Genomic DNA, 23,132 nt, shown 5'->3' on the forward strand with positions numbered 1-23,132 from the left:
ATAAGGGGGAGAACAGATGCGGATTGTTGTTAGCGGAGGCGGAACGGGCGGCCATATTTACCCCGCCCTTGCGTTTATTAAAGAAGTGAAACGGCATCATGAAGATGTTGAGTTTTTATATATCGGAACCGAAAAAGGCCTGGAGAAAAATATTGTCGAGCGGGAAGGGGTCCCTTTCAAGTCGATTGAAATTACGGGTTTTAAAAGAAAGCTGTCATTTGAAAACGTCAAAACCGTCATGCGCTTTTTAAAGGGTGTAAAGGAATGCAAAAAAGAATTAAAACGGTTTAAGCCCGACGCGGTGATCGGCACGGGCGGCTATGTGTGCGGACCCGTGGTATACGCCGCTTCAAAACTGGGGATTCCGACGATTATCCACGAACAAAACAGCCTTCCCGGACTCACCAATAAGTTTTTATCCAAATATGTTGATAAGGTAGCCATTTGTTTTGATGAAGCGAAACCGCATTTTCCTGCAGAAAAAGTTGTTTTTACAGGAAACCCGAGGGCGTCTGAAGTCGTCTCTATAAAAGGGGGCCGTTCCCTGACCGCTTTGGGCCTTTCAGAAGGCAAAAAAACGGTCCTTATTTTCGGAGGCAGCCGCGGTGCCGCTCCGATCAATGAAGCGGTTATCGCGATGCAAAACGAATTAAAAAAGCGGGATTACCAGATTCTTTATGTCACAGGGGAAGTTCACTATGATAAAGTAACAGCTGCGCTTGAAAAAGAAGGCCCCGCTCCGAATATGGTCGTTCAGCCGTTTCTCCATCAAATGCCCGAGTACTTAAAAGAGTTCGAGGTTGTCGTGGCGCGCGCGGGAGCAACGACAATAGCGGAAATCACCGCGCTCGGCATTCCAAGCGTTTTGATTCCGAGTCCGTACGTTACGGCCAACCACCAGGAAGTGAACGCACGCTCACTAGGGGAGCAGAACGCCGCTGTCGTTTTAAAAGAATCAGAGCTTAATGGAGACCGCTTAATTCAGGCGATCGATCATATTTTACAAGACGAAAAGACGCTGCAAGAGATGAAGAGCCGCGCGAAGTCGCTTGGCGTGCCGGACGCGGCCGAACGCTTGTACAATGTGCTGAAAGAACTGAAACATCATGCAAAATGATAAGACAGAAGGATTTTGGAGGTTTTCGATGGATAAGGTGATACAAGAATTAAAAGAACTTGAAGTCGGCAAAGTTCTGGAAAACGAGCCGCTCAGCAACCATACTACGATTAAAATCGGAGGACCGGCTGACGTGCTGGTGGTTCCGAAAAACATTCAAGCTGTCAAAGATACGATGAAGGTGATCAAGAAGCACGGCGTCAAGTGGACGGCCATCGGGAGAGGCTCGAATCTTCTTGTCCTCGATGAAGGGATAAGAGGCGTTGTCATCAAGCTCGGCCAAGGACTTGACCATATGGAAATCGACGGCGAGCAAGTAACAGTCGGCGGCGGCTACTCTGTCGTAAGGCTTGCGACAGGCATCAGCAAAAAAGGGCTTTCCGGCCTCGAATTTGCCGCGGGCATTCCGGGTTCGGTCGGCGGAGCGGTTTACATGAATGCCGGCGCCCACGGTTCTGATATCAGCAAGATATTGGTGAAAGCATTGATCCTGTTTGAAGACGGAACGATCGATTGGCTGACGAATGAAGAGATGGCGTTCAGCTACCGCACGTCCATCCTGCAAAACGAGCGGCCGGGCATATGTCTTGAAGCCGTTCTCCAGCTGGAGCAAAAAGAACGCGATGAGATCGTCGCGCAGATGCAGAAAAACAAAGACTACCGAAAAGAAACGCAGCCTGTGTCCAATCCTTGCGCAGGCAGCATCTTCAGAAACCCGCTGCCTGAACATGCGGGCCGGCTAGTTGAAGAGGCTGGTTTGAAAGGCCATCAGATCGGCGGGGCAAAGGTTTCAGAGATGCACGGCAATTTCATTGTCAACGCAGGCGGCGCAACAGCGAAAGACGTCCTGGATTTGATTGCATTCATTCAAAAAACGATTAAAGAAAAATACGATATCGACATGCACACTGAGGTCGAAATTATCGGAGAAAAACGGTAAACGGCCTCTCTACTTCAGATCGCCTTATGATATAATGTATGAAACAAACAAGCAAACGGCATCCTAGTATGTCGTTTGTTTCGCTAAATGGAAGCTTTTTAGCTTGCCCCGTGCTTTCATATGTCGGGAAGCGCGTCTTTTTTCGAACAAAAATAAGCAAATAAAAGTCTTTTTGTCTGCTTTATTAACCTGAGGTGAGCCTACGTGAAACCCGGTATTGATAAAGAAAAAGTAGTGAATATAGAAGAACGGATTCCCAAAATCAAAGAACAGCGAAAGCAAAAGGCAAACCGCCGGCTGATCACCTTTATTCTGCTCTTTTTCACGATGATGCTGATCATCATTTACCTGCAGACGCCGATCAGCAAAGTTTCGACGGTAGAGATCAAAGGAAACAAAAACGTTTCAAAAGACCAGATCATTTCCCTGTCTTCGATCCATAAAGGACAGACGGAATTCTGGAGTCTGAGCAAGCAAAAAGCCGCAGAAAAGATCGAGCAGAATAAACTGATCAAAAAAGCCGAAATCTCGAAACAGCTGCCCAACAAAATCGCCATCTCCATCGAAGAGTATAAAAGCATTGCGTTTTTGCAAAAACACAATGTGTACTACTCCGTGCTTGAAAACGGCACGGTGCTTCCTGAAGAGGTGACGCCGACTGACATCGGACCGACCCTTAATAACTGGGAGGAAGACGAAAAGCTCGTTCAAATGGCAAAACAGCTGAACAAGCTTTCTGATTCCGTGAAAAAGTCGATTTCCGAGATTAACTATACGCCTCAAAAATCAAATCCTTGGCTGATCAGACTGTATATGAATGACGGCTATATCGTGACGGCTTCGCTGAAAACGTTCGGACAGAAAATGAACAGCTATCCGGCGATCGTAAAAGAGCTGCCGAAAGGGGAAAAAGGCATTATCCATATGGAAGTCGCGACTTATTTTGAACCTCTGAAAAAAACGGATGAAAGCAAAAAGGGAGACGGAAATTGAAGAGGCACACAGTCAATCTTTCACTCGCCATGCTTGTCCTCGGATTCCTGCTGTCTTTCTCCTATCAATTCGCCAGGGAAAACAAAGACCATGACGAAACCGCTGAAAATTGGAAAGAGGAGTATTCCTTGCGCGACCGGCTGATTTCCCAGGAAAAGCAAAATAAGAAGCTGGAACAGGAGCTTTACAAAAAACAGCAGGAAGTACAGAAAACAGAGACGGCTTTGAAAAAGGAAAAAAAAGAGTATTACAATATTGTGGAAGATGTTGAAAGGTACAGAATGTTCGTCGGGGAAATCGGCGTTCAGGGCGAAGGAATTAAGGTGACGCTGAAAGACGCTTCTTACATACCGGAAGGTGAGAATGTCAACAACTATATCGTCCATGAAAGCCACATATTCCGCCTGCTCAATGAGCTGTGGATTTCCGGGGCGGCCGCGGTGTCGATCAACGGACAGCGTGTGACACATCATTCTTACATATCGTGCAACGGTCCTGTCATCACGGTTGACGGCAACCAGTATCCCGCACCGTTTGTCATTTCGGCCATCGGGGATCCGGATGTGCTGATGCCAGCGCTGAACATTGCAGGAGGGATTGTGGACCAGCTGAGCCGCGATCATATTTCAGTCAGCATCGAAAAACAAGACCAAATCGAGATGGAGCCCCTTTTAAAGCAGGGGGAATGAACGTTGAAAAGTTGGTGGGCGGACGTTGAAGAAAAATAATCGTTTCATCAGTTTGAGCATCCTGATGCTCATTTTCGGAATTATGCTGTCCGTGCAGTTCAATTCCCTGAAAGCGCCGAAGGTCCGCGATACGCGGGACATTTGGGACCTCAGGGAGGACCTGAAGAAAGAACAGAAAAAACAGCTTGAGCTGATCAGCGAAATTGACAAGTATGAAAAAATGCTGAACACATACAGTCATCAAGAAGAAACCTCGCGGACAAAAGCGTTGAATGAAACGCTTCAAAACTTAAAAAAACAGGCCGGCTTCACAGATGTCACAGGGAACGGAATCATCATCACCATTTCTCAGCTCTTCTCGGAAGAACTCACGGGAGAATCCATTCAAAATCCCCCTCCCGACCTTCTGAAAAAGCTGATTAATGAACTGAATATGTATGAAGCGGAAGAAATATCGATCAATGACAGAAGGGTTGTCAACACGACGGTGATCAGGGATATCAACGGAACAACCAAAATCGACGGATATCCTTTGGACAACTATCCGATAACGGTAAAAGTCATCGGCAAAAACGCCGATAAACTATATAGCCGAATGAATGCTTCATCCCTGCAGGATCTGTTCGCGGGAGAAAATCTGGATTTACAAATCAAAAGGCCTGAAAAACAAATCAAAATCAAAGCTTACGAAGGTTCAATGCAAGTTGCGCCATTGAAACCGCTCGAGAAATCAAAAGGAGAGAATTCCTAATGTGGCTTCCGGTTTTAGGGCTTTTGCTCGGAATTACAATCGGGTTCAGCACGAACTTCACCATTCCGGATGAATACTCAAATTATTTGTCCCTGGCGATTCTTGCATCCCTTGATACTTTGATCGGGGGAATAAGGGCCCATTTGGAAAGTGTATACGATGAACTAGTTTTTGTGACGGGCTTTTTCTTCAATATTATTCTCGCCATAAGTTTGGCTTTTCTGGGCGTTCATCTTGGTGTAGACTTGTATTTAGTCGGGATGTTTGCATTTGGCGTGAGGCTTTTCCAAAACATCGCGGTCATCAGAAGAATACTGCTCGCCAAATGGACGGCCTCGAGGAGAAAAAATTAAAAAAAATCGGATTTAAAAGAGGATATACATAGGATATCACGAATATTCACAGTAATCCTAAAACTAAAAACGAAGCGTATTGGTTTGTATTGATTGTTACACACTTGTAAAACCAGATTCATTGTATTGTTGTTCGGCAAATAATAGAATAGAATTGACTGAAATGTGAGGAGGTGCCATAGAATGAACAACAATGAACTTTACGTTAGTCTAGACATCGGTACGTCCAATATTAAAGTGATCGTCGGTGAAATGTCAGACGATTCTCTTAACATTATCGGAGTCGGAAATGTTCCCTCAGAGGGGCTGAAAAAAGGATCAATCGTTGATATAGATGAAACGGTTCATTCTATAAAAAAAGCGTTTGAACAAGCAGAAAGAATGATAGGTTTTCCGCTGACCCACGCGATCGTCGGGGTTAACGGGAACTACATCCATATTCAAGATACGAACGGTGTTGTGGCTGTCTCAAGCGAGAATAAAGAGATCCACGTTGAAGACGTGCGCCGGGTGATGGAGGCCGCTCAAGTCGTTTCCATCCCGCCTGAACAGCTGATCGTTGATGTGATTCCGAGACAGTTTATCGTTGACGGCAGAGGCGATATCACAGATCCGAAAAAGATGCTCGGCGTCCGCCTTGAAGTGGAAGGGTCGCTGATCACGGGTTCTAAAACGATTTTACATAACCTGCTGCGCTGTGTGGAAAGAGCGGGAATTGAAATAACGGATATTTGCCTTCAGCCGCTGGCTGCCGGATCTGTCGCTTTATCAAAGGACGAAAAAAACCTCGGAGTGGCTTTAATCGACATCGGGGGAGGATCGACAACGGTTGCCGTATTTGAGGACGGCCATCTTCTTGCGACCCGCGTCATACCCCTGGGAGGAGAAAACATCACCAAGGATATTTCAATCGGATTGCGCACTTCCACAGACGAAGCTGAGCGGGTGAAGAAGCAGTTTGGACATGCTTTCTATGAAGAAGCGTCGGAAGAGGAAACATTTGAAGTCGCCGTGATCGGAACAGACCAAAAGCAGACCTTTTCTCAGCGGGAAGTGGCAGACATTATAGAAGCCAGGCTCGAAGAAATCTTTTTATTCGTGGCAGAGGAACTGCGAAACATGGGAATAAAAGAATTGCCGGGAGGGTTTGTGCTTACAGGGGGACAGGCTGGAATGCCGGGTGTCCTCAGCCTCGCACAGGATGTTCTTCAAAATAACGTCAGAGTGGCTATCCCGAATTATATCGGTGTAAGAGAACCTCAATACATGACAGGAGTCGGCCTCATCCAATTCGCTTACCGCAACGCAAAAATCCAAGGCAGAAAAGTAGGGTTTAAGATGCCGGAACAAGCGGTTCAGGAAGTCGCGGCAACACATCAAAAAGAAGTGCAGCAGCGACCGAAGCCAAAATCCAAGCAGCACGCTCAAGCTGAGAAAAAGCCGAGCAAAATGAAGAAAATATTTAACTTCTTTTGGGAATAGAGATTAGTCATTCGACGGATTAGGAGGATTTAGCATGTTAGAGTTTGAAACAAATATAGACGGCTTAGCATCGATTAAAGTAATAGGAGTAGGTGGCGGCGGTAACAATGCCGTCAATCGGATGATCGAAAATGACGTTCAGGGAGTCGAGTTTATCGCAGTCAACACGGATGCCCAGGCTCTCAACCTGTCAAAAGCGGAAACGAAAATGCAGATTGGTGCGAAGCTGACACGCGGGCTCGGCGCCGGAGCCAATCCGGAAGTCGGCAAAAAAGCCGCAGAGGAAAGCAAAGAACAAATTGAAGAAGCGCTGAAAGGTGCAGACATGGTGTTCGTCACAGCCGGAATGGGCGGCGGAACAGGAACGGGCGCGGCACCTGTCATCGCACAAATCGCAAAAGATCTGGGCGCATTGACTGTCGGCGTTGTCACAAGGCCGTTTACCTTTGAAGGAAGAAAAAGACAGCTTCAGGCGGCAGGCGGTATTTCAGCAATGAAGGAAGCCGTCGACACCCTGATCGTCATTCCGAATGACCGTCTTCTTGAAATCGTCGATAAAAACACACCGATGCTTGAAGCGTTCCGCGAAGCGGACAACGTTCTCCGCCAAGGTGTTCAGGGCATTTCAGACCTGATCGCAACACCTGGACTGATCAACCTTGACTTTGCCGACGTTAAAACGATCATGTCCAACAAAGGTTCTGCACTGATGGGTATCGGGGTAGCGACAGGTGAGAACCGCGCTGCAGAAGCCGCTAAAAAAGCTGTTTCCAGCCCGCTGCTTGAAACGGCGATTGACGGCGCCCAAGGCGTGCTGATGAACATTACAGGCGGAACCAACTTAAGCCTTTACGAAGTTCAGGAAGCGGCGGACATTGTGGCAGCTGCATCTGACCAGGACGTCAACATGATCTTCGGATCTGTCATCAATGAAAACTTGAAAGACGAAATCGTCGTTACGGTCATCGCGACCGGCTTTATCGAACAGGATCAAGATGCATCTAAGCCGCAGAGACCTTTAAACCAAGGCTTAAAACAGCATCATCAGCCTGCTCCGAAACGGGAGCCGAAGCGCGAGGAGCCAAGCATGCCGCACCGCAGCCCATCTCAGCCTGCCGAGGATACGCTTGACATCCCGACTTTCTTAAGAAACCGCAATAAACGCTAAAACGTCTACAATACATTGGAAAGCTGCCGACAAGAAGTCGGCGGCTTTTTTTATGCGCTGGAAACGGATTCTCCCCTCCAAAAGCATCAATTGTCATCCTGATCGAAGCGCCTCCCTCAAAAGCCTTGCATCTAACCTCTCTCTTTTCTCCCGAATGCACGGATTTTCCTTTCGTCTTGTCATCTGTCCGAACTATGACGGTGAACAAGTCATATGTAAAAAGAACGAATTTACAAACTGACAGAGGAAAAATGACAAAATACGACAATATCTATAAGTCTTTTCTTTTACCATTATTAATAGTTTCTGTTTCTAGACAAAGAAACGCAAGAAACGACTATATTTGCTATTGCTTAAAGGAGGATGTCATGTGAAGAAAAAGCCATTATTCCGCACATTCATGTGCGCTGCACTCATCGGTTCACTTCTCGCTCCGGCTGCTGTGCAGGCTGAAACAGGTACGGCAGCGAAGGCCAAGGAACAAAGCAAAATATCAAGCGCTCTTTACAAACGTTTTGAGAAAGAAGATAAAGTGACTTTTTTAATCAAAATGAAAAACCAGGCGAATCTTCAGCAAGCGGCAACAGCGGCTGAAAACCGGGCGAAAGCAAGCGTGATGACAGTGAAAAAAGTGAAAGAAATCAAACGTTCGGCCGTGCTGACGTCCCTGCGTACAAAAGCTGAGAGAACGCAAAAAGACTTAAAATCGTTTTTGGAAAAAGAAGAGAAAAAAGGAACAGCAAAGCAAGTGGAATCTTTCTATATTGTAAACGGCATCGCTGTGACGGCGACAAAGGATGTTATGGAAAAAGCGGCTTCATTTCCGGAGGTTGAAAAAGTGCTGCCAAATCAAAAAATTAAGCTTGGCAACACTGAAAAACCTACGGTAGAATCGAAAACGTCCACGGATCGTTCCCCTGCTTCCAACATTGAGCAGGTTCATGCGCCTGATGTCTGGAAAAAGCGCTATAAAGGCAAAGGAGCCGTCGTCGCTTCGATTGACACCGGCGTTGAGTGGGATCATCCGGCGTTGAAGACAAAGTACAGAGGCTATAACCCTTCTAAACCGAACAGTCCAGACAATGAGTTCAACTGGTTTGATGCGGTAAGCAATAAGAAAACGCCATATGACGACTTGGGCCACGGCACACATGTGACAGGCACGATGGTCGGCTCAGAAGCCGGCGGCAAAAACCAGATCGGTGTCGCACCGACTGCGAAATGGATCGCTGTCAAAGCCTTTTCAGAGGACGGCGGAGACGAAAAATCCCTTTTGGCTGCAGGAGAATGGATTTTGGCCCCGAAAGATACAAAAGGAAAAGCGCATCCTGAAAAGGCTCCCGATGTCGTCAACAATTCTTGGGCGGGGGAACGCGGACTCAATGAATGGTATTTGGATATTGTCAAAGCTTGGCGGGCAGCTGATATCTTTCCTGCATTCGCAGCAGGTAATGTCAGCGAATTGGAACCGGGCGGACCGGGTTCAGTTGAGAATCCGTCCAACTATCCGCAATCTTTTGCGATAGGCGCAGTTGACAGCGCAAACGCGTTAGCCGATTTTTCATTGCAAGGGCCTTCGCCATATGACGAAATCAAGCCCGATATTTCGGCACCGGGCGTCAGCATCCGCTCTGCTTATCCGGGACACAAATATGCTGCAATGAACGGGACATCGATGGCGACCCCGCATGTATCCGGCATCGTCGCTTTAATGAGGGAAGCCAATCCGGATCTCACAGTCGATGAAATTGAGCGCATCCTGCTGAATACGGCGACGCCTCTGACTGACAAAACGTTTGAAAAATCGCCGAACAACGGCTACGGATACGGCTTAGTCAACGCTTTAAAAGCTTTTGACGCGGCTAAAAAAACAAAATGATAAAAATGGACAAAACCGCTTTAACGGTTTTGTCCTTTTTTTATCTAATTTTAAACATGACCTTGACAAATACCGACAAAAAAATTAACCAGTTTTTACTATATTTAAGTTACATCAAGGTCAGACAAGGCATCCACAGGGAGAGGAGGACGGACAAATCCAGCCAATTTCATAAAAAAGGGGGATGTTCATTTGAAAAGAAAGCTGAGAAAAAAGGCGTTTTCCACCATTTTAAGCGGTTTATTAATCGGCTCGCTATTCATGCCCGCCGTTTCAGATGCCGCGGCAAAGCCTGCGCTTACTTCGATGAAAGAACAAGCAGCTGCAGGGAAGGAAAAAATTTCGAAATCTCTCGTCAAACAGTTCAAAAAAGAAGATCAAGTCACATTTTTGATTAAACTGAAAGATCAAGTCGATACACCAAAAGTGGCCAAGCAGGCGGAAAAGAATGCGAAGAAAAAGTCGCTGAGCGCGGCTAAAACAGAATATCAAAAGCGCTCGGCTGTTGTCTCCGCTTTAAGAGTCAAAGCGGATGAGACGCAAAGCGATTTGAAACGTTATTTGAAAAATCAGGAAAAACAAGGAAAAGTAAAAAAAATCCGATCCTATTATATTGTTAACGGCATGGCCGTTCATGCGACGAAAGAGGTCATGGAACAAGTAGCAGCTTTTCCGGAAGTAGAGAAAGTGCTCCCGAACGAAAAAAGGCAGCTGATCAAACCGGCTAAACAGTCTGTGAAAAAATCGGCCGCTAAAGATGAAAAAGAAATCGAATGGAATATCAATCGAGTCGACGCGCCAAAAGCCTGGAAATTGGGATATGACGGAACGGGCACGGTTGTCGCGTCAATTGATACGGGTGTGCAGTGGGATCATCCGGCCTTAAAAGAAAAATACCGCGGATATGACCCGCAGCATCCTGATCAGCCTGATCACGAATTCAGCTGGTATGATGCGGTTTCTGGCGCTTCTGAACCTTTGGACGACCTGGAGCACGGCACGCATGTAACCGGGACGATGGTCGGCTCAGAGCCTGACGGCCAAAACCAAATCGGTGTGGCGCCGGGTGCAAAGTGGATTGCCGTGAAAGCTTTTTCGGATGACGGCGGAACGGACGAAGACCTGATTGCAGCGGGTGAATGGATTTTGGCGCCGAAAGATAAAGATGGCAACCCGCACCCTGAAATGGCTCCGGATGTTGTCAATAACTCGTGGTCTGGGGGAGCCGGGATTGATGAGTTTTACAGGGATATCGTAAAAGCGTGGCGTGCTGCAGGCATCTTCCCTGAGTTCTCTGCGGGGAACGCCGATTTCACCAATCCGGGAGGACCTGCTTCGATTGCCAATCCGGCAAACTACCCCGAAGCGTTCGCGACCGGTGCGACAGACATCGATAATCGCTTAGCCGATTTTTCACTTCAAGGTCCTTCTCCGTATGATGAGACAAAGCCTGAAATAACGGCACCTGGTGTCAACATTCGCTCTTCTGTGCCTGGAAGCGGCTATCAAGACGGCTGGGACGGCACTTCAATGGCAGGACCGCATGTCGCAGCCGCGGCCGCTCTTATCAAGCAGGCCGATTCGTCGATCACCGTTGATGAAATCGAAAAGATTTTGATGAAAACCGCAACACCGCTCACAGACAGCAAATTTACCGAATCGCCGAACAACGGATACGGCCACGGGCTCGTGAACGTATTTGACGCGGTGTCCGCCGTCACAGAAGGGTTGGGCAAAGCGGAAGGGCAAGTCGGAAAAGAAGGCGAAGACAAAAATCCGCCGGTTTTAAACCATCAAGAGATCAACGAAATTTACTCAGGCTCGGAAACGCCTCTTACAGTTGATGTGGAAGACGATGTCAGCATCATATCGGTCAAATTGAGCTATAAAACCGATGATTCCGATTGGGTGACGATCGCTGCCAAACAAACTTCAGGCGACTATAAAAAAGGAACGTACGAGGCGGCCGTATCCGTTTCTCAAGGGAAAGCGCTTTCCTACAAATGGATTGTCACCGATTTCGGAGGAAACAAAACGGAATCCAAAGTGTACGAAATCCCGATTTCTCCGGCTGTGACCACAGGGTATAAACAAGATTTCGAGAATGCCGCCAACGGCTGGATCACATCAGGTGTGAAGAATTCATGGGAGCGCGGTATTCCTCAGTCAGGCCCGAATGCCGCAGCATCGGGAAAAAACGTATTTGCAACAAATCTGACAGGGCCGTATGAAAGTTCGGCCAATATGAATCTTCTCATGCCTCCTGTCAGCGTTCCAAAAAATCAAAAGCTTTATCTCACATACAAATATTGGCATGATATTGAAGAGGACTTCGATTACGGCTTCGTTTATGTACAACCTGAAGGGAAAGATGAATGGATCCCGGCTGCTGAGTACAGCGGCAGGACGTCAGAATGGAAAGACGGACAGATCGATTTGTCGGAATACGGGGGACAGACGATTAAGATTATGTTCAACCTTCAATCTGACGACAGCATTGAGGGTGACGGGCTCTATATCGATGATGTAGCGCTTGTGAAGGAAGTGAAGAGCGCCGGCACGAAAAAACGCCTGGGCGTTGAAAAACAGCCGGCCAAAATAAAGGATAAGAAAACGAAGAAACAAACGATTGATCCGAAAAAAGCAAAACCGGCAGAAGCCGTTCAAAAATATTCTGAGACGAAAAAAGCAGCTCCTGCAGTTCTTCCGGTGCGGGCTCAGGTCAGCGTGCTGGAGACGGGCAAATCGACATATTCCAACCAGGCAACAGGCGCATACAGCTTGGCTCATGCACCTGGAACGTATACGCTGAAAGCAGAAGCGTACGGATATGAATCAAATGCCCAAACCGTAAAAATCGAGGCCGACAAGACGACGACGGCAGACTTTGTCTTAAAAGAACTGAAGAAAGGGACGCTCACCGGAACGATAAAAAACAAAAAAACGGGTGAACCCGTCCGACATGCAAAGCTGTATATCGTTGAAGATGCATCCGTAAAACCGGTTCAGACGGACGGCGACGGAAGCTATTCATTAACGGCCTATGAAGGCTCGTATACGGTAAAGGTCTCTGCAAACGGATATTACAGCAGCGAGTTTTCCGTTGATTTAAAAGGAGATGTCTCGAAAGATATCGAGCTCGATCCTTTCATCGGCTATCCGGGGGAAATAGGCTATGATGACGGAACCGGGGAAAACGCCTGGGCTTTCTATGAATCCGGCAACGGGCTGGCTGTTAAAATGACGCTCGAAAACGGGCAGGAAAAAGCCATGCTGAAAGGCGGCTTGTTCAAATTCTGGGATACAGAATTCCCGGATCCGGGCGGCACTGATTTTGCAGTCGAGGTCTACGATGCGTCGGGTGAAAAAGGATCTCCGGGCAAAAAACTCGCCGGTCCGTTCAAGGCTGAAGCGCTCCGCACAGGCGAATGGACGACCGTTGATTTAGGTGATGAAGGCATCCTCGTCGGAAAAGACTTTTACCTCGTGTACGTCCAGACAGAGGATCTGGCCAACTCACCTGGACTTGCTACAGACGAAGACGGGGAATATTCCGGCCGCAACTGGCAGTATACGGACGGCTCATGGTCGAAAGCGCCATCAGACCAAGGCAACTTCATGATCCGCGCTTTGGTCGACTATGAATTGGCGGTGCCTATGATCACGTCTCCTAAAGACGGATTCATCACCAACAAAAAGAACACTGTCATCGAAGGATCATCGTCTCCGAATACGACCGTTCATCTCTTTAACGGGGATGAAGAAGCCGGAACGGCGGAAACGGGGGCAGACGGCACTTTCTCAAAAGAGATTCCGCTGAATAAAGGAGAAAATGTGATCACCGCCAAATCGTCATCGGCTTCCGGAACGACGGATGCTTCAGAACCGGTCCGGATCGTCCTTGACCAGAAAAAGCCGAAGCTTACGATCGACACGCCGAAAAGCGGCTCAAAACTCAATAAAGAGACTGTCACCGTGAAAGGAACAGTATCAGACGACCACTTGGAATCAGTTCATGTGAACGGCAAAAAAGCGGCTGTTGACAATGGCGAATATTCTGCGAGGATTATGCTTGACAACGGCCAAAATGAAATCAAAGTAACGGCAGCAGATGCGGCAGGCAACAAAACGACCAAAAAAGTGAAGGTGGATGTCAACTTTGAAGCGCCGCAAATCACCGGCTTGAAACCGGCTGAAGACCTCGAGCTCAAAACGGGAGAAACCGTGAAAATCGAGTTTGAAAGCGCCGCTGATTTGGATGCTGTCTTTGTGATCAGAATGCCGCTTACCAATTTCAAAACAGCCGCCCAAAACGTAACGGAGCTGCCGATCAGAGAAGTCTCAAAAGGCAAGTATGAAGGATATTGGACTGCGACTTCAACCGCAAAAGCAAAAGGAGCGGAAATCGAGGTCACCGTCCGGGATGATTACGGCAATGAAACGAGACAAACGGCAAAAGGCAAACTGTACATCAATGAAAAGCTGAAATAAAGGTGAAAAGGCGCTGTCTTCAATGGCAGCGTTTTTTTCGTTTTATGATCGACAAATTCAGTACGAAAACTTCAAAAAATGTACGATTTGCGCAACATTAATTGACAGACTTTACCTTTGGGCTTGATTTATACTTAGGAAAACACACTAAGGTCATCGAGCCCAAAGAAAGGGGAAGGATGTGGAAATCTATTTAGATGCGATATGGCTGTTAAACTTTTGTTTTGACTTGCTGCTTTTAATGATGACCGCATTTATTTTAAAGCGAAGGGTTAAAAAGCGGAGGCTGATCTTAGGGGCGTTTGTCGCGTCAAGCATCGTTCTGTTTATGTTTACACCTTTTTCGCCGTACGTCCTTCATCCTGCAGGCAAACTGTCGTTTTCGGTTGTGATCGTTTTTGTGACATTTGGTTTTAAGCGGTTCCGGTTTTTTTTGCAAAATTTGTTTTCTTTTTATTTTGCCACTTTCTTAATGGGAGGAGGGATTATTGGAGCGCATTCTTTGCTTGAAACGGATTCGATCATGGAAAACGGCGTCTTTATGACGAATTGGTCCGGTTTTGGAGACCCGGTCAGCTGGCTGTTTGTCGGTGCGGGTTTTCCGGCTGTATGGCTGTTTTCAAAAAGGCGTTTTGAAGATGCTGAAGCGAAGAAAATTCAATATGAAGAACGCGTCCGCCTAGAGACCGGCATTGATGAACATACGCTTCATTTCACCGGATTGATTGACTCCGGAAACCAGCTTTACGATCCGATCACAAAAACGCCCGTCATGATCGTCAATATTGAAAAATTGAAAGGTGTATTGGGAGAAGAAGCGAGTGTGATCATCAAGGAAATGAGCCCGCTTGATGCCGTCGGCAAACTTGATGAAACACTCCCGTATATCGGGCGGGTCCGCCTGATTCCGTACCGCGGGGTCGGCCATCAGCATCAGTTTCTGCTCTGCCTAAAGCCGGATCATGTGCTCATTTTTTCGGAAAAGGAGGTGATTGAAGCGCCGAAATGCCTGATTGGCATCAGCACATCACCGCTTTCCGCGGACGGCGAATTTGACGCCATCGTCCATCCGAAAATGCTGGCCGGAAACCCGGTCAAACACGTTTCTTAAACTCGCAGTCTGTTACATTATCATACTCCTGAAGACGTTTATTTAGAAGGGGGAGGAAGATGAAAAAACTAAAATTAAGGTTAACCTATCTGTGGTACAAACTTTTAATGAAACTGGGGCTGAAAAGCGACGAAATTTATTATATCGGCGGAAGCGAAGCGCTGCCCCCGCCATTGTCAAAAGATGAAGAGCAGGTGCTTCTCCATAAGCTGCCTGATGGTGATCAGGCGGCACGGGCGATTTTGATTGAACGAAATCTCAGGCTGGTCGTCTACATCGCGAGAAAATTTGAAAATACCGGCATCAATATCGAGGATTTAATCTCCATCGGCACGATCGGCCTTATCAAAGCGGTGAATACCTTTAATCCCGAGAAAAAAATCAAACTGGCTACATATGCTTCCAGATGTATTGAAAATGAAATTTTGATGTATTTAAGAAGAAACAATAAAATTCGCTCAGAGGTATCATTCGATGAACCGCTGAACATTGATTGGGACGGAAATGAACTTCTTCTCTCAGATGTGCTCGGAACAGAAAACGACATTATTACAAAAGATATCGAAGCAAACGTTGATAAGAAGCTTTTGAAAAAAGCACTTGAACAGCTCAATGACAGAGAAAAACAGATCATGGAGCTCCGCTTCGGGCTTGTCGGAGGAGAAGAAAAAACGCAAAAAGACGTTGCCGATATGCTCGGCATCTCCCAGTCCTATATTTCCCGGCTTGAAAAAAGAATTATTAAAAGGCTGCGAAAAGAATTCAACAAAATGGTTTAATTTTTTTATGAAATTTGAAGTGTTGACAGCCAAGGGTTTTCGACTTGATCTTCTTATTTTTGGAAATTAACGATGCATATTTTTCCCACCCGAGGAGATACTGAACTTTGTACAGCAGCTCCTGTAGGGAGGGAAAAAAGTGTCGAGAAATAAAGTTGAAATCTGCGGGGTTGATACATCAAAACTGCCCGTACTGAAGAACGAAGAGATGAGAAAGTTGTTCAAGCAAATGCAGGATAAAGGAGACACGACAGCAAGAGAAAAGCTTGTTAACGGTAATTTGCGCCTTGTCTTAAGCGTCATTCAAAGGTTTAACAACAGAGGAGAGTATGTTGATGACTTATTCCAAGTCGGCTGCATCGGACTAATGAAATCAATTGATAATTTTGATCTGAGCCACAATGTTAAGTTTTCAACATATGCTGTACCAATGATCATCGGAGAAATCCGCAGATATTTGCGCGATAACAACCCGATCCGCGTCTCACGGTCACTCAGGGATATCGCGTACAAGGCGCTGCAAGTGAGAGAACGGCTGATCAGTGAGACAAGCAGGGAGCCGACGGCTCAGGAGATCGCTAAAGAGCTTGAAGTGTCCCATGAAGAAATCGTTTTTGCGCTTGACGCTATTCAAGATCCCGTATCTTTGTTTGAGCCGATTTACAATGACGGAGGAGATCCGATTTATGTCATGGATCAAATCAGCGATGAGCGCAACAAGGATTCGCAATGGATCGAAGAGCTCGCCTTAAAAGAAGGCATGAGACGGCTGAACGAACGGGAAAAAATGATCCTCAGAAAACGCTTCTTCCAAGGCAAGACGCAAATGGAAGTCGCTGATGAGATCGGAATCTCCCAAGCCCAGGTCTCAAGGCTGGAAAAAGCCGCCATTAAACAAATGAATAAGAACATTCACTAAAGCCGCAGTCAATCTGCGGCTTTTCACATGCTAAAAATGGAAAATCTCTCATTCACTTTGTTATATAAATAAGCTATAATAAAAGAATTATATTTTAATTTATCAGAATATTTACATAAAAGGAGGACTTCATATGGTTTTGCAGCTTGAGAATGCTTCACTAAAACGAAACGGAGAGTGGATATTAAAGGATATTAATTGGACGGTGGAAAAGGGGGAGCACTGGGCGCTATACGGATTGAACGGGGCCGGCAAAACCGCTCTGTTGAACATGCTGTGCGCTTATTATTTTCCGACAACAGGAAATGTCACCGTGTTAGGACGCGAATTTGGAAAAACGGAGCTGAACGAAAAGCTTCGCCAAAAAATCGGCCTTGTGTCAGCGGCTCTGCAGCAGAAGCTGTATCCTGAAGACAGTGCATTTGAAATTGTCTTAAGCGGCGCTTTCGCTTCGATCGGCCTTTATGAATCGCCTTCACAGTCTGTCAGGGAGAAAGCGATCGCCCTCCTGGAGGAATTCGGCTCCAACCGCTATGCGGACAGGAGATATGAAACGCTCTCTCAGGGAGAAAAGCAAAAAGTGCTGATCTCAAGGGCCTTGATGGCCGATCCAGAGCTGCTCATTCTCGACGAGCCAGTAACCGGTCTTGATTTCATCGCGAGGGAGCAGGTGCTGGAGACGGTTGAACAAATTGCAAAAAAAGACAGTGCACCGTCCATGCTTTATGTTACTCACCATGCAGAAGAAATTCTCCCCGCTTTCAGCCAAACGCTGCTGTTGAAAAAAGGTGAAGTGTTTGCCTTGGGGGAGACAAGAGAGATGATGTCCGGCGAGGTTTTGTCCGAATTTTTCGATATGCCCGTGCAGGCGGTATGGACGGACGGCAGACCGTATTTGTCCAAGAAAAAGCCTCTAAACCTCAGCGTTTAAAACTGCTGATTCTTTGCAGCCTCCTTGTTTGGAGGCTTTTTTTTCAGCTTTCCTCATCTTAAAGAAGCTGGTAAGATAATAGAGAACGTCATGTTAAAGAGGGGTTCATCATTATGATCATTCAATTCATTCGCTACAGATAATGAAAGGTATAGACAAACGCTTAAACCATCCACACCTTCGTCTTTAAAAAATGCCGAAGGAGCGGGTTTATTTGTCTATGCCTTTTTCATTGATCTAAATGTGAATGAATGAGGTGTAAAAATGATGAATAAAAAATTAAAAAGAGCATCGCTCATGAAGAGGCATGAAACGATGTTTCAGTGCCCGATATGTGCGGCGAATATGGCGGTCACCGATTTAAAAAGCCTGATCTGTGCAAACGGACATACGTTTGATATCGCAAGAGAGGGATATGTCAATGTCACGACGCATGCTCCTTCTGTTAAATATGATAAAGAATTATTTGAAGCGAGAAGAATGTTAGCCGCCGCCGGCTTTTTTGAACCGCTTAGCGGCGCGTTGACAGACCGTCTCGAACAAGCAGGCCTCCCGTATTGCAACTTTGTCAGCATCCTTGATGCCGGCTGCGGGGAAGGTTCGCATTTGGCGCGGATCGCTGAAATGCTTCATGCGCGTTCCGGAACGCCTGTCCTTGGCGTCGGGCTGGATTTGGCGAAAGCCGGGATTGTGTCGGCGGCTAAGCAAGAAAGAGAGGCGATCTGGTGTGTCGCCGATCTGGCTGCCGCGCCGTTTCGGAATCGTTCATTCGACGCGATCCTCAATGTATTGTCGCCTTCTAATTACGCGGAATTCGAGCGGCTGTTATCGGATGACGGCATCGTTTTGAAAGTGATTCCGAAAAGCGGCTATCTGAAAGAACTGCGGGGATTTTTGTACGACGCCTTGGACAAACAAGCCTATACGAGCGAGGATGCTGCTGAGCGGTTCTCGTCTCATTTCGATCTGATCGACAGAACGGAGATCGCCTACAGCAAACGTTTAGACCAAAGCCTCCTCGCGCCGCTCATCAAGATGACGCCATTATCATGGCGCGCGGAAAAGGAGCGGATCAATGCCTTTTTAAAGAAGGAAGCCGCTGTTACGACCGTCCATCTCGACATTTTAGCCGGCAGGAAAAAAACGAAATAAACCACTGAAAAGGCAGTCTAAATAAAGGACTGCCTTTCATATAATCTTAAAAGGACATTTGATCAGAGGAGGCGTGCGGTGGACATGATGAACATTTCTGATTTCCAGATAAAAGATGTCGTTAACGTATCAAACGGGAAAAAGCTCGGCAGCATCGGCGATATCGATATTAATGTAACGACAGGCAAAATACAGGCGATTGTCATCGGTGGAACGGGGAAAGTTTTCGGATTTTTCGGAAAAGAAGAGGAAATCGTCATTCCGTGGCGAAATATTGTTAAAATTGGAGAAGATGTGATTCTTGTGCGTTTAAGCTGATCAAGCATATGAGATGATGCCTGATCAATCGGCGGGCCCTTTTCCGCCTGCTTTTTTCAACATTATTGTGTACGGTGAGACCGTCTGCAAAAACGGCGATAAATGTTGCAAACAATACATTTCGTTTAGTTTTTTGAAACGAAACTAAACGAATGCATCAAGATGTGTTAAAATAGGAGCGATATGATGAAAGACTACGATGTTTGTCGAAAGGCTGATCACCATGAATACATATAACCCCTTTCGTCTTGATGCTCCGTCAATGCTTTTGATTGAGGAATGGAATCAGACGGCGGAAACCGGCGGAGCCGTCACAGCCGGATTTACGACAAAAAACGGCGGAGAAAGCGAACCGCCTTTTCACTCACTGAATACAGGGCTGCACGTTCAGGATCATGAACAGCATGTCATCAATAACAGAAAACAGATTGCCGACAACTTAAAAACTGATCTGCACGACTGGGTATTTGCCGATCAGACGCATGAAGACCGGATTCAAAAAGTGACGGATGGCGATCGCGCCAGCGGCGCTTTCCGATACGATACGGCGCTGAAGGCTACGGACGGACTTTATACAGACAGGCCAAACCTGTTTTTGGCGCTTTGCTTTGCCGACTGCGTTCCCGTTTATTTTTACGATCCGGTCCGCTCGCTGGCCGGAATCGCTCACGCGGGCTGGAAAGGCACCGCGCTCGGGATCGCAGCCAGCATGGTTGACACGTGGGTCAGCCGGGAAGGATCAAATCCCGCAGACATCCACGCCGTGATCGGGCCTGCGATCGGCGCGTGCTGCTACACTGTCGACGATCATGTAATAGACAAAATCAGAAATCTTCCTCTTCAGCAAGAAGACAAAGCCTTTTTGACGATAAAAGAAGGGGAGTACCGTCTCGAATTAAAAGAAGTGAACAGGCAGCTGCTTGTACACGCCGGAATTCCAAACGGCCAGATCAAGGTGAGTTCCCTTTGTACAAGCTGCGAGCATTCACTGTTTTTCTCCCATCGGAGAGACCGGGGAAAAACCGGACGGATGATGTCCTTCATCGGATTAAAGGAGGTATAGCTTACAGGTGGATGTAAAAAGCAATTTACGACATATAAATGACAGGATCAACGAAGCGTGTATCAAAGCGGGAAGAACGCCCGACGAAATATCCGTCATCGCTGTCACGAAATATGTTTCCCCGGAACGGGCGCAGGCAGCGCTTGATGCAGGAATCAGACATTTGGGAGAAAACCGCGATACCGGACTGCTTCACAAGCTCGACGCTTTGAAAGACAGCGAACCGGTATGGCATTTTATCGGAACCCTGCAGACGAGAAAGGTAAAAGCAATCATCGATCATGTCTCATATATCCATTCTTTAGACAGGCTTTCATTGGCCGACGAGATTCAGAAGAGGGCAAAAAAACCGATTGACTGTTTTGTTCAGGTCAACACATCCCTTGAATCTTCAAAACACGGCATGGCAAAAGAAGAGGTTCTTCCTTTTGTAAAAAAACTGTCTGCATATGAAAACATCCGGATTGCGGGATTAATGACGATGGCTCCTTTTACGGATGACGAGACGGTAATCAGAAGCTGTTTTCGCTTGCTGAGAGAGCTGCGCGACGAGGTTCGCGGGCTCGGTCAATGGAACGCCCCGTGCAGCGAGCTTTCGATGGGTATGTCTAATGACTATACGATCGCAGTCGAGGAAGGCGCGACATTCGTCAGAATCGGATCTTCCTTAGTCGGAAATGAAACTGGAGGTGGACAATCATGAGTTTGAAAAACAAATTTAAAAACTTTTTTTCCTTGGATGATGAGGAATACGAATACGAGTACATTGAAACAGACAGGGAGGAAATCCCTGAAGAGCATGAATCGAAAGACAGAACCGCCTACCAGTCTAAAGCGGCTGGGAAGCAGAATGTCGTAAGTTTGCAAAGCGTTCAGAAATCTTCTAAAGTAGTGTTAAGTGAGCCTCGGGTGTACGCGGAAGCCCAGGAAATCGCAGACCATATCAAAAACCGCCGCGCCGTCGTCGTGAACCTGCAGCGCATTCAGCACGATCAGGCGAAAAGAATCGTTGATTTCTTGAGCGGAACTGTATATGCTCTCGGCGGCGATATTCAGCGGATCGGAGCGGACATCTTTTTATGCACGCCTGAAAACGTCGATGTCTCCGGCACGATTTCCGAGCTCATAGAAGAAGAACATCAGAGGTGGTAAATCGCAGATGATCCTACTTTATCAAATTTTAAGCACGCTTATAACCGTTTATTCGTTTGCGCTCATTATTTACATTTTTATGTCTTGGGTGCCTAATGCAAGGGAGTCTTCATTCGGCCGGGTGCTTGCTTCACTTTGCGAGCCTTATCTCGAACCGTTCAGAAGGATCATTCCTCCGCTCGGGATGATTGATATTTCTCCGATTGTGGCGATTTTCATCCTGCGGTTCGCAGATGCAGGGCTTCTTGCGGTTTTTAGAATGCTCGGCGCTTTTTAAAGACATTATGCCGATCTCCCGTAAGACTTGCCGGTGGCAGCGGCGCCGTGGTTCAGGAGCGTGCCTTCAATCTTTGCGGGCCGAGTATCGGGCTTGGCTGTAGGCCAGGCCTCTTTACATAGAAAGGAAAGAGAATGAGCGATATTTACCAGCATTTCAGAAAAGACGAAGAGCCGTTTATCGACCAGGCTCTTGAGTGGAAAAGAATCGTGGCGGAACAGTACCGGATGAAGCTGACCGATTTTTTGGATCCGCGGGAACAGGTGATCCTGCAATCTGTCATCGGTCAGTCGGACGAAGTGAGGCTTGAATTTTTCGGGGGCTTCCCTGAGGCCGAACGAAAGAGGGCTTTACTATTCCCTGAATATGCCGAGCCGTCTGCCGAAGATTTTCAGCTTCAGGGCTGGGAAGTCATCTATCCGCAAAAATTCGCCTCCATCGAGCATCGCGAGCTTCTCGGCTCAATGATGGGCATCGGATTGAGGCGCCAAAAGTTCGGCGACCTGATCTTTTCGGACGGGACATGGCAGTTTATCTGTTCGGAAGAAGTCGCTGATTTTGTTTTCACCCAGCTGACACAAATCGGCAAGGTGAAAGTTTCCCTTGAAAAAATTCCGCTTTCAAAGCTTAAAGTACCGGAGCAGGATGTCGAAATAAGGGATGATACGGTTTCATCTTTGAGGCTTGATGCGATTTGCTCGGCAATGAGCAGGCAATCCCGGCAAAAAGCACAGGTTCTCGTGAAAAATGGCCTCGTGAAGGTGAACTGGAAAGTCATCGAAGACCCTTCATATGCACTGGCGGAAGGGGATATGGTTTCGATCCGGGGGTTTGGCCGCTTCAGGATGAAAAACATTGACGGCAAAACGAAGAAGGGCAAATGGAGATTGACGTTTGAAAAACAAAAATGACGCGTTTTAACAGTTTTTTCTCCGCCAGGTCGAATTTTGCTTTATAATGTTGACTAGGACAAGTGTACATAAAGAAAAATAATGGAGGTGGGCAGCATGCCTTTGACGCCAAATGACATTCATAATAAAACATTTACAAAAGCGTTCCGCGGCTATGACGAAGATGAAGTGAACGAGTTCCTGGCCCAGGTGAGAAAGGATTATGAGATCATTCTGCGCAAAAAAAATGAGCTTGAATCAAAGGTGAACGAGCTTGACGAACGTCTCGGCCATTTTTCGACGATCGAAGAGACGTTGAATAAATCGATCCTTGTCGCACAGGAAGCAGCAGAAGACGTAAAGCGCAATTCCGAGAAAGAAGCGAAGCTCATCATCCGTGAAGCTGAGAAAAACGCTGACCGGATCATTAATGAGTCTCTTTCAAAATCGAGAAAGATCGCGATGGAAATCGAAGAGCTGAAAAAGCAGTCAAAAGTGTTCAGAACCCGTTTCCAAATGCTGATCGAAGCGCAGCTTGACCTGTTGAAAAACGACGACTGGGATCATTTGCTTGAATACGAAGTAGACGCCGTCATGGATGAAAAAGAATAGAATTTCATTTACGTTCTTGACATATCGTCATCCGTTCGCATATAATACGTTCATAAATTGAGTGA

General features: G+C 46.8%; 22 protein-coding genes and 1 other annotated feature (1 of these 23 only partly in view). All 22 genes read left to right on the forward strand.

Annotated elements, in window-relative coordinates; translation table 11 throughout:
• The first annotated feature begins 16 nt into the window (after window positions 1–16).
• The 22 genes from murG to MHI30_RS08450 all read left to right on the forward strand — a co-directional run bounded on the left by murG (window position 17) and on the right by MHI30_RS08450 (window position 23,067).
• Window positions 17–1,117: an undecaprenyldiphospho-muramoylpentapeptide beta-N-acetylglucosaminyltransferase gene (gene murG, locus MHI30_RS08345; protein ID WP_075752952.1), complete on the forward strand. Its 1,101-nt coding sequence runs from the start codon at window positions 17–19 to the stop codon at window positions 1,115–1,117.
• Between the two features lie 28 nt (window positions 1,118–1,145).
• The gene (murB, locus tag MHI30_RS08350; protein ID WP_075752950.1) at window positions 1,146–2,057 is read left to right on the forward strand and encodes a UDP-N-acetylmuramate dehydrogenase; all 912 of its coding nucleotides are present in this window, start codon (window positions 1,146–1,148) and stop codon (window positions 2,055–2,057) included.
• A 204-nt stretch (window positions 2,058–2,261) separates the two neighbouring features.
• Window positions 2,262–3,050 carry a cell division protein FtsQ/DivIB gene (locus MHI30_RS08355; protein ID WP_020451304.1) on the forward strand — a complete coding sequence of 263 codons (789 nt, stop codon included), beginning with the start codon at window positions 2,262–2,264 and terminating at the stop codon, window positions 3,048–3,050.
• Complete coding sequence (locus MHI30_RS08360) at window positions 3,047–3,739, forward strand: DUF881 domain-containing protein (RefSeq protein ID WP_075752948.1); 693 nt, start codon at window positions 3,047–3,049, stop codon at window positions 3,737–3,739. Before MHI30_RS08355 ends, MHI30_RS08360 begins: the two co-directional genes overlap by 4 nt.
• Before the next feature lie 64 nt (window positions 3,740–3,803).
• Window positions 3,804–4,490 carry a DUF881 domain-containing protein gene (locus tag MHI30_RS08365; RefSeq protein ID WP_223254806.1) on the forward strand — a complete coding sequence of 229 codons (687 nt, stop codon included), beginning with the start codon at window positions 3,804–3,806 and terminating at the stop codon, window positions 4,488–4,490.
• Window positions 4,490–4,843 carry a small basic family protein gene (locus MHI30_RS08370; RefSeq protein WP_003181559.1) on the forward strand — a complete coding sequence of 118 codons (354 nt, stop codon included), beginning with the start codon at window positions 4,490–4,492 and terminating at the stop codon, window positions 4,841–4,843. Before MHI30_RS08365 ends, MHI30_RS08370 begins: the two co-directional genes overlap by 1 nt.
• A gap of 183 nt (window positions 4,844–5,026) precedes the next feature.
• Entirely contained in the window at window positions 5,027–6,325 is a 1,299-nt protein-coding gene (gene ftsA / locus MHI30_RS08375) for a cell division protein FtsA (RefSeq protein ID WP_075752946.1), read from the forward strand.
• A 34-nt stretch (window positions 6,326–6,359) separates the two neighbouring features.
• Complete coding sequence (gene ftsZ / locus MHI30_RS08380) at window positions 6,360–7,493, forward strand: cell division protein FtsZ (protein WP_075752944.1); 1,134 nt, start codon at window positions 6,360–6,362, stop codon at window positions 7,491–7,493.
• A gap of 370 nt (window positions 7,494–7,863) precedes the next feature.
• Window positions 7,864–9,372, forward strand: a complete 1,509-nt coding sequence (locus tag MHI30_RS08385) for a S8 family serine peptidase (protein ID WP_075752942.1) — start codon at window positions 7,864–7,866, stop codon at window positions 9,370–9,372.
• 192 nt (window positions 9,373–9,564) lie between these two features.
• Window positions 9,565–13,863 carry a S8 family peptidase gene (locus MHI30_RS08390; RefSeq protein ID WP_075752940.1) on the forward strand — a complete coding sequence of 1,433 codons (4,299 nt, stop codon included), beginning with the start codon at window positions 9,565–9,567 and terminating at the stop codon, window positions 13,861–13,863.
• Between the two features lie 181 nt (window positions 13,864–14,044).
• Window positions 14,045–14,974, forward strand: coding sequence for a sigma-E processing peptidase SpoIIGA (gene spoIIGA, locus MHI30_RS08395; protein ID WP_075752938.1), 930 nt, complete (start codon window positions 14,045–14,047; stop codon window positions 14,972–14,974).
• Between the two features lie 59 nt (window positions 14,975–15,033).
• Complete coding sequence (sigE, locus tag MHI30_RS08400; protein WP_003181573.1) at window positions 15,034–15,753, forward strand: RNA polymerase sporulation sigma factor SigE; 720 nt, start codon at window positions 15,034–15,036, stop codon at window positions 15,751–15,753.
• 139 nt (window positions 15,754–15,892) lie between these two features.
• Window positions 15,893–16,672 (forward strand): RNA polymerase sporulation sigma factor SigG, encoded by a 780-nt coding sequence (gene sigG / locus MHI30_RS08405; protein WP_075752936.1) that lies wholly within the window; start codon window positions 15,893–15,895, stop codon window positions 16,670–16,672.
• 133 nt (window positions 16,673–16,805) lie between these two features.
• Complete coding sequence (locus MHI30_RS08410) at window positions 16,806–17,603, forward strand: ABC transporter ATP-binding protein (RefSeq protein WP_075752934.1); 798 nt, start codon at window positions 16,806–16,808, stop codon at window positions 17,601–17,603.
• 264 nt (window positions 17,604–17,867) lie between these two features.
• Window positions 17,868–18,755 carry a putative RNA methyltransferase gene (locus MHI30_RS08415; protein ID WP_081379900.1) on the forward strand — a complete coding sequence of 296 codons (888 nt, stop codon included), beginning with the start codon at window positions 17,868–17,870 and terminating at the stop codon, window positions 18,753–18,755.
• A gap of 84 nt (window positions 18,756–18,839) precedes the next feature.
• Window positions 18,840–19,073: a YlmC/YmxH family sporulation protein gene (locus MHI30_RS08420; RefSeq protein WP_011197962.1), complete on the forward strand. Its 234-nt coding sequence runs from the start codon at window positions 18,840–18,842 to the stop codon at window positions 19,071–19,073.
• A 223-nt stretch (window positions 19,074–19,296) separates the two neighbouring features.
• Entirely contained in the window at window positions 19,297–20,136 is an 840-nt protein-coding gene (pgeF, locus tag MHI30_RS08425; RefSeq protein ID WP_075753452.1) for a peptidoglycan editing factor PgeF, read from the forward strand.
• 7 nt (window positions 20,137–20,143) lie between these two features.
• Window positions 20,144–20,839, forward strand: coding sequence for a YggS family pyridoxal phosphate-dependent enzyme (locus MHI30_RS08430; protein ID WP_075752932.1), 696 nt, complete (start codon window positions 20,144–20,146; stop codon window positions 20,837–20,839).
• Window positions 20,836–21,288 (forward strand): cell division protein SepF, encoded by a 453-nt coding sequence (gene sepF / locus MHI30_RS08435; RefSeq protein WP_003181594.1) that lies wholly within the window; start codon window positions 20,836–20,838, stop codon window positions 21,286–21,288. Before MHI30_RS08430 ends, sepF begins: the two co-directional genes overlap by 4 nt.
• A 10-nt stretch (window positions 21,289–21,298) precedes the next feature.
• Complete coding sequence (locus MHI30_RS08440) at window positions 21,299–21,565, forward strand: YggT family protein (RefSeq protein ID WP_252606919.1); 267 nt, start codon at window positions 21,299–21,301, stop codon at window positions 21,563–21,565.
• Between the two features lie 134 nt (window positions 21,566–21,699).
• Window positions 21,700–22,476 (forward strand): RNA-binding protein, encoded by a 777-nt coding sequence (locus tag MHI30_RS08445; RefSeq protein WP_075752928.1) that lies wholly within the window; start codon window positions 21,700–21,702, stop codon window positions 22,474–22,476.
• Window positions 22,477–22,572: 96 nt separating this feature from the next.
• Window positions 22,573–23,067: a DivIVA domain-containing protein gene (locus MHI30_RS08450; protein WP_020451319.1), complete on the forward strand. Its 495-nt coding sequence runs from the start codon at window positions 22,573–22,575 to the stop codon at window positions 23,065–23,067.
• A gap of 62 nt (window positions 23,068–23,129) precedes the next feature.
• Window positions 23,130–23,132, forward strand: a binding site (T-box leader) (it continues 227 nt past the right edge of the window).

The sequence above is a fragment of the Bacillus sp. FSL L8-0528 genome (genome assembly GCF_038593085.1).
Lineage (GTDB): Bacteria > Bacillota > Bacilli > Bacillales > Bacillaceae > Bacillus > Bacillus paralicheniformis.

Excerpts from the sequence above, each read along its gene's own strand:
- murG (WP_075752952.1), top strand. The coding sequence starts at position 17 with ATGCGGATTGTTGTTAGCGGAGGCGGAACGGGCGGCCATATTTACCCC.
- murB (WP_075752950.1), top strand. The coding sequence starts at position 1,146 with ATGGATAAGGTGATACAAGAATTAAAAGAACTTGAAGTCGGCAAAGTT.
- MHI30_RS08365 (WP_223254806.1), top strand. The coding sequence starts at position 3,804 with ATGCTCATTTTCGGAATTATGCTGTCCGTGCAGTTCAATTCCCTGAAA.
- MHI30_RS08370 (WP_003181559.1), top strand. The coding sequence starts at position 4,490 with ATGTGGCTTCCGGTTTTAGGGCTTTTGCTCGGAATTACAATCGGGTTC.
- ftsA (WP_075752946.1), top strand. The coding sequence starts at position 5,027 with ATGAACAACAATGAACTTTACGTTAGTCTAGACATCGGTACGTCCAAT.
- ftsZ (WP_075752944.1), top strand. The coding sequence starts at position 6,360 with ATGTTAGAGTTTGAAACAAATATAGACGGCTTAGCATCGATTAAAGTA.
- sigE (WP_003181573.1), top strand. The coding sequence starts at position 15,034 with ATGAAAAAACTAAAATTAAGGTTAACCTATCTGTGGTACAAACTTTTA.
- MHI30_RS08410 (WP_075752934.1), top strand. The coding sequence starts at position 16,806 with ATGGTTTTGCAGCTTGAGAATGCTTCACTAAAACGAAACGGAGAGTGG.
- MHI30_RS08415 (WP_081379900.1), top strand. The coding sequence starts at position 17,868 with ATGATGAATAAAAAATTAAAAAGAGCATCGCTCATGAAGAGGCATGAA.
- MHI30_RS08420 (WP_011197962.1), top strand. The coding sequence starts at position 18,840 with ATGATGAACATTTCTGATTTCCAGATAAAAGATGTCGTTAACGTATCA.
- pgeF (WP_075753452.1), top strand. The coding sequence starts at position 19,297 with ATGAATACATATAACCCCTTTCGTCTTGATGCTCCGTCAATGCTTTTG.
- sepF (WP_003181594.1), top strand. The coding sequence starts at position 20,836 with ATGAGTTTGAAAAACAAATTTAAAAACTTTTTTTCCTTGGATGATGAG.
- MHI30_RS08445 (WP_075752928.1), top strand. The coding sequence starts at position 21,700 with ATGAGCGATATTTACCAGCATTTCAGAAAAGACGAAGAGCCGTTTATC.
- MHI30_RS08450 (WP_020451319.1), top strand. The coding sequence starts at position 22,573 with ATGCCTTTGACGCCAAATGACATTCATAATAAAACATTTACAAAAGCG.